General features: G+C 34.8%; 11 protein-coding genes. All 11 read right to left on the reverse strand.

Features of this window, described 5'->3' with window-relative positions; translation table 11 throughout:
* Nucleotides 1–13: 13 nt before the first annotated feature.
* Entirely contained in the window at nucleotides 14–1,024 is a 1,011-nt protein-coding gene (locus FN817_RS09140) for a Gfo/Idh/MocA family protein (RefSeq protein ID WP_142717661.1), read from the reverse strand.
* A 10-nt stretch (nucleotides 1,025–1,034) separates the two neighbouring features.
* Entirely contained in the window at nucleotides 1,035–1,607 is a 573-nt protein-coding gene (locus tag FN817_RS09145) for an acyltransferase (RefSeq protein WP_142717662.1), read from the reverse strand.
* A gap of 12 nt (nucleotides 1,608–1,619) precedes the next feature.
* Nucleotides 1,620–2,744 carry a DegT/DnrJ/EryC1/StrS family aminotransferase gene (locus FN817_RS09150; protein ID WP_142717663.1) on the reverse strand — a complete coding sequence of 375 codons (1,125 nt, stop codon included), beginning with the start codon at nucleotides 2,742–2,744 and terminating at the stop codon, nucleotides 1,620–1,622.
* Between the two features lie 35 nt (nucleotides 2,745–2,779).
* Nucleotides 2,780–3,970 carry an L-2-hydroxyglutarate oxidase gene (gene lhgO / locus FN817_RS09155; protein WP_142717664.1) on the reverse strand — a complete coding sequence of 397 codons (1,191 nt, stop codon included), beginning with the start codon at nucleotides 3,968–3,970 and terminating at the stop codon, nucleotides 2,780–2,782.
* A gap of 6 nt (nucleotides 3,971–3,976) precedes the next feature.
* The gene (locus FN817_RS09160; protein WP_142717665.1) at nucleotides 3,977–5,272 is read right to left on the reverse strand and encodes a nucleotide sugar dehydrogenase; all 1,296 of its coding nucleotides are present in this window, start codon (nucleotides 5,270–5,272) and stop codon (nucleotides 3,977–3,979) included.
* Nucleotides 5,272–7,668 (reverse strand): GumC family protein, encoded by a 2,397-nt coding sequence (locus tag FN817_RS09165; RefSeq protein WP_142717666.1) that lies wholly within the window; start codon nucleotides 7,666–7,668, stop codon nucleotides 5,272–5,274. The genes FN817_RS09160 and FN817_RS09165 overlap by 1 nt, the downstream gene beginning before the upstream one ends.
* Nucleotides 7,669–7,674: 6 nt before the next feature.
* Nucleotides 7,675–8,499, reverse strand: a complete 825-nt coding sequence (locus FN817_RS09170; protein ID WP_142717667.1) for a polysaccharide biosynthesis/export family protein — start codon at nucleotides 8,497–8,499, stop codon at nucleotides 7,675–7,677.
* A gap of 40 nt (nucleotides 8,500–8,539) precedes the next feature.
* A complete protein-coding gene (locus tag FN817_RS09175) occupies nucleotides 8,540–10,468 on the reverse strand; it encodes a polysaccharide biosynthesis protein (RefSeq protein WP_142717668.1) in 1,929 nt (642 codons plus the stop codon).
* Nucleotides 10,469–10,826: 358 nt separating this feature from the next.
* On the reverse strand, nucleotides 10,827–11,285 hold the full coding sequence (locus FN817_RS09180; protein WP_142717669.1) for a regulatory protein RecX: 459 nt from the start codon (nucleotides 11,283–11,285) through the stop codon (nucleotides 10,827–10,829).
* A gap of 56 nt (nucleotides 11,286–11,341) precedes the next feature.
* Entirely contained in the window at nucleotides 11,342–12,607 is a 1,266-nt protein-coding gene (gene glyA, locus FN817_RS09185) for a serine hydroxymethyltransferase (protein ID WP_142717670.1), read from the reverse strand.
* Nucleotides 12,608–12,755: 148 nt separating this feature from the next.
* On the reverse strand, nucleotides 12,756–13,661 hold the full coding sequence (locus FN817_RS09190) for an NAD(P)/FAD-dependent oxidoreductase (protein ID WP_142717671.1): 906 nt from the start codon (nucleotides 13,659–13,661) through the stop codon (nucleotides 12,756–12,758).
* Between the last annotated feature and the right edge of the window lie 70 nt (nucleotides 13,662–13,731).

Raw genomic sequence — 13,731 nt, forward strand, 5'->3', positions numbered from 1 at the left:
TTATGAAAATTGTCTACTTTTTATCATATATTCTCTCAATAATATCCACCACTTTCAATCCTTCCAGAGCATTGGTTGTAATGGTATTTCTTCCTTTCAGTACATCCACAACATTTTCAATGATGTAGTGGTGATTGGCTGCAGATCCTTTATAAGCACCATAATCATTTCCAGGATTCGTTGGAGCTAATTCCGGCATTACATAGTCTTTTATATTACAAACTTCTACTTTATCCATGTATTGTCCTCCGATTTTCACTGCTCCATGTTCTGCAATGATTGTCATAGAACTTTCAAGATTCTGATTCCATACCGAAGTAGAATAGTTTAATGATCCCATTCCTCCGTCTACAAAATCAAAACTCACGAAACCTGAATCTTCAAAATCTGTAAGCATTTCGTGATTAAAGTCTGCAAATTTTGCCTGAATATTGGTAATATCACCGAATAACCAGTACATAATATCTATAAAATGAGAAAACTGTGTAAATAAAGTTCCTCCATCAAGATCTTTCTTTCCATGCCATGATTCCGGTTTATAATATCGGTCATCACGGTTCCAGTAACAATTAAGCTGAACCATATATATTTTTCCCAGTTTTCCGCTCTCTACCATTTCTTTTACCCATGCAGAAGGCGGTGAATATCTGTTTTGCATCACTGCAAACACCTGCTTATGCTTGTGCAATGCTTGAAAAATAAGTTTTTCAGCATGTTGTTTTTTCAGAGCCATTGGCTTTTCTACCACAACGTGCTTTCCGGCATCGATCACTTTATAAGATTGTTCAAAATGGAATCCGTTTGGGGATGCAATATTAATAACATCTACTTCAATTCCGGAAGCTAAGAATTCATCGAGTGATGCAAAAAAGGGAACTTCATAATTTTCAATGCCCAGTACAGATTTATCTTTAACATCAATCAATCCAACCAATTCGCATTCCTCATTTCTTGAGATCATTTCGGCATGTCTTTTTCCGATATGCCCGCAGCCAACGACTGCAAACTTTATTTTTTCACTCATTTGTATGTTTTTAAATTTTTGAAACTTTATTGTTTTCTAACTTGTATTTTTCTCCACTTTCTTCACAAACAGCAATATTTCCTGCATCAAATTGAAGCCTTTGTCCAAATTCGCTCATCCACCCCATTTGTCTGGCAGGATTCCCTACCACCAATGCATAATCCGGTACTTCTTTTGTAACTACAGCTCCTGCTCCAATAAAGGCATACTGACCTATATTGTGTCCACAGACAATAGTTGCATTAGCACCTATAGATGCACCTTTTCCCACATGTGTTTTCAGATATTCATTCTTTCTGTTTACAGCACTTCTTGGATTTATTACGTTGGTAAAAACCATTGAAGGACCCAAAAAGACATCATCGTCACATGTTACTCCTTCATAGATAGAAACATTATTCTGAACTTTTACATTCTTTCCTAAAACTACTTTTGGAGAAATAACAACGTTTTGTCCTATATTACATTTTTCTCCCAAAACGCATCCGGTCATAAGGTGTGAAAAATGCCAAACTTTCGTTCCGGTCCCTATCTGGCAACCTTCATCAATAACAGCTGTTTCGTGTGCAAAAAAATCTGACATATCTGCTTTATATTAATTAAAATAATTCTTAATTTCTGTAACAATAACATCCAATACTTCCTGATCAAATTCTGTATGTACAGGAAGGGAAATTACTTCGGTGCAAAGCTGCTCCGTAACAGGAAGACTAAAACCTTCTTCCACATATTGAAGAAAAGCTTCTTGTTTGTAAAGGGGTAAAGGATAATAAATCATACTTGGAATATTCTTTTCTGCCAAATATTTTTGTAGGTCATCTCTTTTCCCATTTTTCACCCTAAGGGTATACTGATGGAATACATGGGTAGAGTTTTCAGCTCTTTTAGGCGTTTGAATTTCGCCAATACCAGCAAGATTTTTATCATAATAGTCAGCCATCCTGTTTCTGGCAGCTGAGTATTCGTCCAAATGTTTGAGCTTAACTTTTAAAACAGCTGCCTGAATTGTATCTAATCTGGAATTACAGCCTAAAACTTTATGATAGTATTTCTTTTCCTGACCATGGTTGGCAATCATTCTGATTTTTAAAGCCAGATCATCATCATTCGTCATTAACGCCCCTCCATCACCGTAGCAACCCAGATTTTTTGACGGAAAAAATGAGGTACACCCGATATGGCCGATAGCTCCTGTTTTTTTGACAGTTCCATCAGAAAAAGTATAATCGGAACCTATTGCCTGAGCATTATCTTCTATAACAAAAAGATTGTGCTTTTCTGCAAATTCAAGAATCTTTTCCATATTGGCACTTTGGCCATATAAATGAACAGGAACAATTGCTTTGGTGTTAGGTGTCAGATATTTTTGTAAATCCTCAAGTTCAATATCAAAAGTATCTTCGTTTACATCTACCATTACGGGTTTTAATCCTAAAAGACCAATAACTTCAGCAGTAGCTACGTAAGTGAAAGCCGGGCAGATAATTTCGTCACCAGGCTGCAGATCAAGTGCCATCATGGCAATTTGAAGGGCATCTGTTCCGTTAGCACAAGGGATAACATGTTTTACACCTAAGTATTTTTCGAAATCCTGTTGAAATTCTTTTACAGCAGGACCGTTAATAAATGCTGTATGGTCTATACATTCCTGGATACCGGCATCTACGTCTTCTTTTATTTTCAGGTATTGACCTTTAAGGTCAACCATTTGAATTTTCATATCTTTAGTTTTTTGAGTGCACGTAGAGGTGCATTTTAATTCACAATAAGCTCACTGATCTTATTTCCTATAGAAAGACAGGAAGTGGCTGCCGGAGAGGGTGCGTTTCTTACGTGAATAATGTTTCCGTTTTTCACGATATCAAAATCATCAATTAATCCTCCATTTCTGTCACAAGCCTGAGCTCTTACACCTGAGCCTCCTGCTACGAGGTCATTTTCCTGTATTTCCGGTAAAAGTTTCTGTAAGGCTTTTGTAAACGCGGATTTGGAAAGTGAACGGTGCATTTCTCCCATTCCTGTTTTCCCGTATTTCGCTACAATTTTCCTAAATCCAGGCCATAGCATGGTCTGCATAGTTTCATTAAAATTGAAATCGAAAAAATGGTATCCTTCCTTCTTGAAAGCCAGAACAGCATTAGGACCAGCTTCGATATTACCATCAATCATTCTGGTAAAATGTACTCCAAGGAACGGAAAACTAGGGTCAGGAACCGGGTAAATAAGATGTTTTACCAAATATTTTTTTTCATCCTTAATTTTATAATATTCTCCTCTGAACGGAATAATGACCACATCGTTTTTTTCGTTGGTCATTTTGGTGATCTTATCAGAATAGAGTCCTGCACAGGAAATCAGCTTTTTGGTTTTAAATTCGGAAATATTGGTGTTTACAATAATTTCAGATCCTTTATCAATGATATTCTTTACTTCATTGTTGAATCTTACTTCTCCTCCTAATTCTTCAAAAAGTTCTTTTATTTTTTTTGCTATTCCCGGATAATCAATAATTCCGGTTTGTGGCACTTTTATTGCTCTTATACCTTCACAGTGAGGTTCAATTTCACGGAATTCTTCTCTTGAAAGGTATTTTAAGTTTTGCAGACCGTTTTCAATACCTCTTTTATAAATATTATCTAAAAGGGGTAATTCTTCCTGTGAGGTAGCTACAATTATTTTACCGCAAAGGTCGTATCTTATTCCGTGTTTCTCGGCAAAATTAATGACTGAATTATATCCTTCGATACAGTTTTTTGCTTTTAGGCTGCCTGGTTTATAATAAATCCCACTATGGATTACGCCGCTGTTGTGTCCCGATTGGTGTAATGCAACATCGTTTTCTTTTTCTAAAATTAAAATCTTAGAATCAGGATTTTTCAGCTTAGTCTGATAGGCCGTAGCCAATCCTACCAAACCTGCACCAATGATTATAATATCATAGCTCATTATCTGTTACAGTCTTGCATCCACCAGATTTCTGTCTAAACATGCCTTGGTATCAAAAACCACAGCATTTTCTTTTTTAAGCTGATCCATATCCATTTCCAGAAACTCATTATGAGATACTGCAATAATTAAAGAATCATACTTTTTCCCTTCCTGCAGGGTATCCAGAATATCAATTCCATATTCATGTTTTACTTCCTCTTTGCTCGCCCACGGATCATAAATATCTACATTTACTCCGTAATCAGCAAGTTCTCTGTAAATATCGACAACTTTAGTATTTCTGACATCCGGACAGTTTTCCTTGAACGTAACCCCTAAAATCAAAGCATTAGAATTCTTGATCACTCCACCTTTTGCAATAAGAAGCTTCACTACTTTGGCTGCAACAAACTTAGCAATAGAATCGTTTACACGTCTTCCGGATAAAATAACATCCGGGTGGTATCCTAACTGCTCTGCCTTGTGTGCAAGGTAATATGGATCTACGGAGATACAATGTCCTCCTACTAATCCCGGTTTATATTTAAGGAAATTATATTTTGTACCTGCAGCTTCCAATACATCATTGGTATCGATTCCTATTCTATCGAAAATTAAAGCTAATTCGTTAACAAAAGAAATATTAACGTCTCTTTGTGCATTTTCAATAGCTTTTGAGGCTTCTGCTACTTTAATGCTGGGTGCTTTGTGCGTTCCAGCTGTAATGATTTTCTTATATAGATTATCCACTTCTTCGGCAATCTTTTCCGTAGAACCTGAAGTTACTTTTTTAACACTGGTAAGCGTATTCACTTTATCTCCCGGATTAATTCTCTCCGGAGAATACCCTACAAAAAAGTCTTCGTTAAACTGAAGTCCTGAATATTTTTCAAGAACGGGTACACATTCTTCCTCTGTACATCCTGGAAAGACTGTAGATTCATAGATAACAATATCTCCTTTTTTGATAATTTCGCCCAACATTTTTGAGGCAGAAATCAATGGATTCAGATCCGGGGCATTGTATTTATCAATAGGGGTAGGAACTGTTACAATGAATACATTAGCTTCGGAAATGTCAGACAACAGGCTTGTTGCCTTGTAGCCTAAAGAACCATTAGATTCATTATATTTTTTCAGTCCGTTATTTAATTTATCAACATCTGCTTCAAGCGTTATATCCTTTCCGTTGTTAAGCTGGTCAACACGCTGTGTATTGATATCAAATCCAAAGACAGGATAGTGATCTGCAAATTCAAGAGATAAAGGAAGACCTACATAACCCTGGCCTATAACCGCTATTTTATATGTTGTTGTCATTAACTAAGTTTATTTTTTATTTTTTGAAACCAAGATTGTTCTGTATGTTGGTTATATCCATAACCGTATTTGTTACTATATCCTAAATCTTCTCTATTTACATCGTTAAGTACGAATCCAACATTTTTGATTTTTTTCTGATCAATATTACTATTTGCAAATTCTAATAATGACTTTTCTGTGTATTTAGATCTGGATACATAAATTGTAATATCAGAAAGTTCAGCAATAAGGAATGTATCTGTAACAAGAAGCAATGGTGCGGTATCCAGAATAATATATTCATATTTATCTTTCAACTCGCTTAGTAAGATTTCATAACGACCATTGGATAACAATTCTGTCGGATTAGGAGGAATCATTCCTGAATAAATTACATCCAGATAAGGATTAAAAGATGATACATGAACAATATCTTCAAGTTTAGTATTGTCATCATAAAGATACTCTGTAAGTCCGGTAAGTCCTTTTCTTGCAGGATTATATCTTTGAAGCTGAGGATTCCTGATATCAGATCCTATGATAATTGCTTTTTTCTTAGGATTAGCCAATGTCAAAGCTAAATTAACAGAAGTAAACGTTTTTCCTTCTCCTTTTACTGTAGAAGTAACAAATACAACTTTTCCTTTTCCATCTTTTGAAAGCATGAAATTCATATTGGTAATAAGAATTCTAAATGCTTCCGCCATCGGAGTAATATCATTCGTTTTTACGATCTCAGAATCTCCTTTTTCAAGACTTGGTAATTCAGCAATAATAGGTGCATGTACAAGCTTTTCAAGGTCATGTTTAGTAACAATTTTATTATTGAAAAGTAACGTTAAATAAATAATAATAAAAGGAATTAACAAACCTGCTACTAAATAAACCGTCAAAATAACATTGGTCTTTGGAGAAATTGCTGCTGGTGAAGCATATGCAGCATCCAGGACTTTTGCCTTTGGAGCTAAAATAGATTGTGCAATAGCAGTCTCTTCTCTTTTTTGAAGTAAAAGCAAGTACAGATTTTCTTTAATCTGCTGCTGTCTTTCTATACTTCTGAACATTTTTTCGATAGAAGGAAGTTTGGATATTTTCCCGGAAACTTTATTTTGTTCTCCTAAATATTCATTTTTTGCAAGTTCCAGCCCCACTCTATTTCTTTGGAGAGTCTGCATAATAGAACTACGCATTGCGTTTATTTGTTTTGTAACATCTACCACAGTAGGGTTTTCCGGTGTAGCAGATTCAAGTAATCTGTTTCTCTGTAAAACAAGTTGGTTATATCCAGATATCCCTGATATTGCTTCGGGATTATTCAGTCCTACATTTGCGGGCAGAACCTGATACTGTCCTTGTTTAGAAACATAGCCTATAAGAGCTGTTGTAAGTTCCAATTGAGCATCCACATCCAGTTGCTTAGCTCTGGCTGCTGCAGAACTTTCTAAATTAATTTTAGCTTCCGTTTCTAAATCAGTAAGGTTATTTTTCGATTTAAAACTTTCTTTCTGATTTTCAACTTCCCCCAGCTCTCCTGATAATTTTTTAATTCTATCTTCAATAAAATCTAAAGTCTTTTTTGATTCTGAATTTTTATCTACAATAGCATCATTGTTATAAGCTATTACCAGGCTATTGATAATATCTTTTGCTTTTGCTATCTGAGGATATTGATATGCAAGTTTTAGTACAGTAGTTTCTCTATTGACAAGATCAACATTAAGCGGCCCTTGAAGGCTATTTACAGCAGCTTCCAGAGAAGATATCTGAAGTACCAGATTGTTTATGTTTATGCCTTTAACTTCTGCAGAGTTAAATTTTGGGTTTTTTGTTATTATAATGTTGGCAAACGGTAAACTTATTGTTTTACCATAAGTTGTTACAATATCTTTTTTAAGGCTTTCACCAGTCAAAGTTAACTTCTCTCCATTGATTGCAAGCAGAATTGTATTTATAGCACCTTTATCTTTCTTCTCTCCAATTACTCTCACTTCTACAGGGGAAGTTTCTTTATATAACTCTAGGGTTCTGATCTTTCCTTTTGCTGTAATATTAGTTTGAAGACTTAAACTGCTGATAACTTCACTCATCATTTTTTTTGACTTCAAAACTTCTATTTCATTGGCTATACTATTGGTTTTAAGACCTCCAATTCCTGATAAATCAGGTAAGACTCCCAAATCGTTTGCCATTACTGATGAAGAAGAATTTTTAGCATCCTTGATAAGAATTGTAGACTGTACCCCATATACAGGAACCATAAATTTCAATGAAATATAGCCTATTACGAGAGCAATAAATGCGCTTATAATAAACCAAGGCCATCTTCGGATATATGGTTTTAAAATTTCACTAACATTAATCCTCTTTGTGTCGTTTTCGTCTTCTGAAAATTGTGAAGTTCGCTGGTTATCCATCAATTTTTATTTCTTATTAAATAAACTTACCACTACTGCTATGGCTGTAATACCGATAGAAATTGCTGTCAGGTAAAGACCTGTATTTGGGTTTTGTTTTGCCATAACATCTTTTGTATTGTTTGAGGAAACAATAATGGCATCCCCTTGTTTCAGGTTATAATATGGAGAATTAATTAAATTAGCATCATGAAGATTAATGCGGCCGTGAGAAACAACCCCGTTTTCTGTTCTTACCACCAATATATCATTTCTTTTTCCATACTGAGTCAAATCGCCAGCCATCCCTAATGCATTTAAGATCGTTGCCTGCCCGTTTGCAATAGTATAGTCGCCTTGTCTATTTACTTCTCCTAATACGGTAACTTTAAAGTTCGACAGTCTCATATTAACTGTTGGGTTAATGACATATTTCGTCATTTTTTCCCTTAGCTCATCTTTAAATGTTGTCAAACTCTTATCTAAAGTATTCAGTTTTCCCAATATTGGAAAGTCGATATCGCCATTGGCATCTACAATATATGTTGGACCTGATAGTATTGTCGCACCCTGATTAGGAGTATTTCCTCCTGCTGCTGCATTGGTTTGAACAAGTTCTGATGAAGAATAGTTTTGATTAAAAGGTTTTACAACATCCATATCCTTTGCTGTGATCAGAATAACCAGCTGATCCCCTGCTTGAATTGTATTTGCAGAATTTTTAGCAGAAGCATTGATTGCAACCTGTTCTATATTCTGCATATAATTTAAATCATTCTTTGCATTGGGATTAACTTTACAGGAAATCACTAAAGAGGACACCAAGATTACTGCTAATATTTTTCCTTTCATTATATTGTTAAATTGTACAAATATACATTTATATTTTTTCCTATTTATCTAGGGCCTCATAGATTGAATTATTGCTTCGGAATTCCGGCACTATTGTCTTAAGAATCCTTACTACCTCTACTTTATCTCTTCTAAGGGAAGCTTTTGTAATTTGTGTGGTAAGCATCTCTATTTCTTCAAATCCTATAGAAGGGTCTTTAGAAATCATAATTTTTTCATTGTGCGTAGGAAGAGTTTTCGCATCATCACTTAAAAGTTCTTCATAAAGCTTTTCTCCAGGCCTTAATCCTGTATAAATGATCTTAATATCAATATTAGGTTCGAATCCTGATAATTTGATCATTCTTTTCGCAAGATCAAGAATTTTAACAGGTTCACCCATATCAAAGACAAAAATCTCACCTCCTTCTCCCATTGTTCCAGCCTGAAGTACCAATTCACATGCCTCCGGAATAGTCATGAAATATCTTACAATTTCCGGGTGAGTGATGGTTACCGGACCTCCGGCTTCGATCTGTTTTTTAAAGTGAGGAATTACGGAACCGTTAGAACCTAATACGTTTCCAAATCTTGTTGTAATAAATTTGGTAACATTACCTTCTACATTTTGAAGCGACTGTACAAAAAGTTCCGCAGCTCGTTTTGAAGCTCCCATAACGTTGGTAGGATTTACAGCTTTATCTGTAGATACCATTACAAACCTGTTTACTTTATACTTGCTGGACAATTTTGCAACAATCTTAGAACCTAATATATTAACAAAAATTGCTTCGTGTGGATTTTCTTCTACCAAAGGCACATGCTTATAAGCAGCAGCATGGTATACCATCGAGAATTTATAGGTCTGGAATAAAGATTCCATTCTGTGATGATTAGAAACATCTCCTAAAACAAATTTGAAAGCAATATGAGGAAACTTGTCTCTCATTTCGAGTTCAATTTCATAAAGAGGAGTTTCTGCCTGATCCAGAACGACAATTAGAGAAGGATTAAAGTTAGCAACCTGTCTTACAATTTCACTACCTATGGAACCTGCTCCACCAGTTACTAATACGGTTTTATCATAATGTCTGCTCTTGACTTTTTCGTTTTGAATTTTGATAGGCTTTCTATTCAGTAAGTCTTCAATTTGAAGATTTCTGATAGACCCGCCCAGATCGCTGTCTCTTAGCTTTTGTACTGACGGTGCCTTAAAGACATTAAGATCCTTCTCTAAAAATAAATTCACCCACGCATTCATCTCATCTCTGGCCATCATCTCCTTAACAATGAGAATACCATCAATAATAAGATCTTCTTTGGTGTTTTCTTCTATTTTTTGTTTTCCGTAGATTGGTTTTCCTAGTAGAGATGCTCTTTTAGAATCTGTTCTCTGAGTTAAAAAACCTACTACCTGATAAGGAAGGCTCGGATTATCAAGAATAGCACGTGCAATTGCAATTGATTGTTCATCAATTCCTAATACCAGAATTCTTTTTTTCAGTGCGCTTCTTCTGTATTCCCTTACAATATGGAAAAATTCTTTCACATATAATCTGAAAAGGAATAATCCCATAAATGAAATTACAAAATAAAGGATCAGATAAGGAGTAAGTATAAACTTGGCCCCTGTAGTCCAGAAGTAAAGAATATTGATCGTTCCGATAGTCAGCATTGTGCAAAAGCATGATATCAGAAGCTTAAATAAGTCTATAAATGTTGAATGGCGGATAATTCCGGCATACGTCTTGAAGAGATACATAAAAACAGTATTCGCCAAAATAATAAAAGCAAAAATTAAGCTTTTATCTTCATGGTAAATAAATTCCTGTTTAGTAATTTTTTCGATAATGTAAGTAGAAAGAAATAGAGATATAACCAGAATAATAATGTCTATTACAAGAATTATCCATCTAGGAAGATATCTTACGTCTGAGAGATTGACAACATTATCCCCTCCAAATATTGTTTTTCTAAGAGAATCGTACATTGTCTATATTGGTGTTCATATTTAATTAATGTGTAATATCTGATCTTGTGATCAAAGATAATTCCGATACAATCATGCAAAAATAAAATAAATTTATTTCAATATGTTGAAATCAAAAATAAATTTGATGTTATATTTATGAAATCTAGCAATTTCATTACGATACAGCTAAAACTCACAGACAAAAATCATACCATATAAAGTCTTATAAAGGCGATATTTATCTATAAAAATTCTTTATTTCAGCTGTTTTATCTTTAAAATAATTATTAAATATTTATGTATCAACCTCTTTCACTGAACTGATTGTTTTTTTGTTAAAAGTCATATGTCAAGTTTTTTGGAATTCATTAATATATTATTCAAAAATATCAATTATTTTCTCATATTCAAAACCTTTACTCATCAAATATTTTATAGTCTTGGTTTTTTTTTGATATTCTTTCAAACCAGTTTGTTTAGAATAATATCCTTCAAAAATTTTCCTGATAGTCTTCTCATAATCAGAATCATCTATCTCATCAAAGCACGAGCTGATCAACCTTTCTGAAATCTGTTTTTGCTTCAGATTCATTTTAATTTTGGTCTTCCCCCAGTGTTTAATGTAAAATTTACCTCTGATATAGCTTCGTGTAAACCTTTCTTCATTCAGATAGTTTTCTTTCAGGAGATATAAAATGATTTCTTCTTTGGCTTCATCAATAAGCAGAAATTCTCTCATCTTCTGTTCCACTTCTGCATGGCAGCGGTCCTGGTAAACACAGTAGTTCACCAGTTTCTGCTTGATTTCCTCGAAGGTATAAGATTTCTTTTCCATTGAATAAAAAAAGAATGAGCAGTTTGCCCATTCTTTATATGATATCGGAATGTCTGTTAGTAATTGAACAGAGCTTTTCCTTCCATTAATTCGTTAACTTTCTTTCTTACGGATGTAAGAACTTCTTCATTTTTGATATTGTCTACCACTTCAGAAATCAATCCTGCAATAGTATCCATATCATTTTCTTTCAAACCTCTTGTTGTAATAGCTGCCGTTCCTAATCTGATACCAGATGTTGTGAATGGAGATTTATCATCAAAAGGAACCATGTTTTTGTTACAAGTAATATCAGCAAGCACTAATGCTTTTTCTGTTTCTTTACCGTTTACTCCTTTATTTCTAAGGTCTACCAGTATCAGGTGATTATCTGTACCACCGCTTACGATATCAAATCCTCTGTCGATCATCGCTTTTGATAACGCCTGAGCATTGGATTTAACTTGTTTTGCATATGTTTCAAACTGTACGTCCAAAGCTTCACCGAAAGCTACTGCTTTACCAGCGATCACGTGTTCAAGTGGTCCTCCCTGAATACCTGGGAATACAGCTCCGTCCAATACCTGGCTCATCATTTTGATTTCTCCTTTTGGAGTTTTGTGGCCATATGTATTTTCAAAATCTTTCCCCATCATAATCATCCCTCCTCTTGGGCCTCTCAGGGTTTTGTGAGTAGTGGTAGTTACTACATGGCAGTGCTCGAATGGTGAGTTTAATAATCCTTTTGCTACTAAACCTGCAGGGTGAGCAATGTCTGCCCAAAGCGTAGCTCCCACTTCGTCTGCTACTTCTCTGAATTTAGCATAATCCAAATCTCTTGAATACGCTGAGAAACCAGCAATAAGCATTTTTGGTTTTTCTCTTAGAGCAACTTCTCTCATTTGGTCATAGTCAATAAGACCTGTTTCCTGCTGAACTCCGTAAGAAACCACATTATATTGTATACCAGAAAAGTTCACTGCAGAACCGTGAGTAAGGTGTCCTCCCATTGAAAGGTCCATCCCCATAATTTTATCACCAGGTTTCAAAACTGCAAGATAAATGGCTGCATTCGCCTGAGAACCGGAGTGCGGCTGAACATTCACATAATCTACTCCGAAAAGTTCTTTTGCTCTGTTGATAGCCAATGTTTCAACCTCATCTACAACTTCACATCCTCCGTAATATCTTTTTCCGGGATATCCTTCAGCATATTTATTTGTCAGTACACTTCCCATTGCTTTCATCACGTTTTCAGAAACAAAGTTTTCTGATGCGATAAGCTCTAATCCGTGAGTTTGTCTTTGTCTTTCCTTTTCAATCAGGTCGAAAATAATATCCATTTTACTTTTAGTTTTTGAAATTTCCACCCCAAATGTACGGATTTTTCATCGAGATTTTTCTATTGAAAAAATGATTTTAAACACTAAAAAATGAAAACATCATCAATAAATCAAATATTATAGCTGTTTTAATTTGATCAAAAACCCTTTAAAATTCTTCGTCTGCAAGTTCTTTATTGACCACTGCACCTGCAAAATTTCCCTGTGAAACAGCATTAGCTACTGAACGCATCATTGTCACATTGTCTCCACAGGCAAAAACTCCGGGAACATTTGTTTTCTGCATCATATCTACTTTAATAAATCCCTGCTCTGTAAGTTCACATCCCAGATCGTCAGATACATTGATATTCTGTTCAAAAGGAATTTTAGCATATAAAGTCTGTAAAGCAACTTCTTTTCCGTTTTTGAAAACGATTTTTTGAATGGAACCATTTGTATGCTCAATGCTTTTAATTTCATCTTCGTTAAGAATGATTTTATTCTGCTCCAGTTTTTCGAGTTGTTCATCAGTAAGAACAGCTTTCCCGTTTGTAAACAGGGTAAGGTTTTTAGTCAGATTAAAAATCAGTTTTGAAAATTCATAAGCCATATCTCCATTGGAAAGAATTCCGGTAACCTCGTTTTTCACTTCATAGCCGTGACAGTATGGACAATGTATAACAGAAATCCCCCAGCATTCTGCAAATCCGGGAATATCCGGCATTTTATCTTTCACTCCGGAAGCTAAAATGAGTTTTTTAGCCTGAAATTTTTCGCCGGATGAAGTTTCAATCTCGAAACCATCAATTGTTTTTACTGTTTTTACAACTGTTCCATTATAAAACCGGACCGTGTTATATTTCTCTACATCTTCTTTTGCCAGCTTTGCAATTTCGGAAGGTGTTTTCCCATCATGAGTAACAAAATTATGGGAATGCGGTGTTTGCCTGTTGCAAGGTTTTCCGTTGTCAATAATCAGGACATTTCTTAAAGACCTTCCCAATGACATACCTGCAGATAAACCGGAGTAACTTCCTCCTATTATGATGATATCAAAATTTTTGTTTTCCATAGTTCAGTTTATAATTGATAATTGATAATTGATAATTGATAATTGATAATTGATAATTGATAATACAAAG

Origin of the sequence: Chryseobacterium rhizoplanae (assembly GCF_900182655.1) — a bacterium.
Lineage (GTDB): Bacteria > Bacteroidota > Bacteroidia > Flavobacteriales > Weeksellaceae > Chryseobacterium > Chryseobacterium rhizoplanae.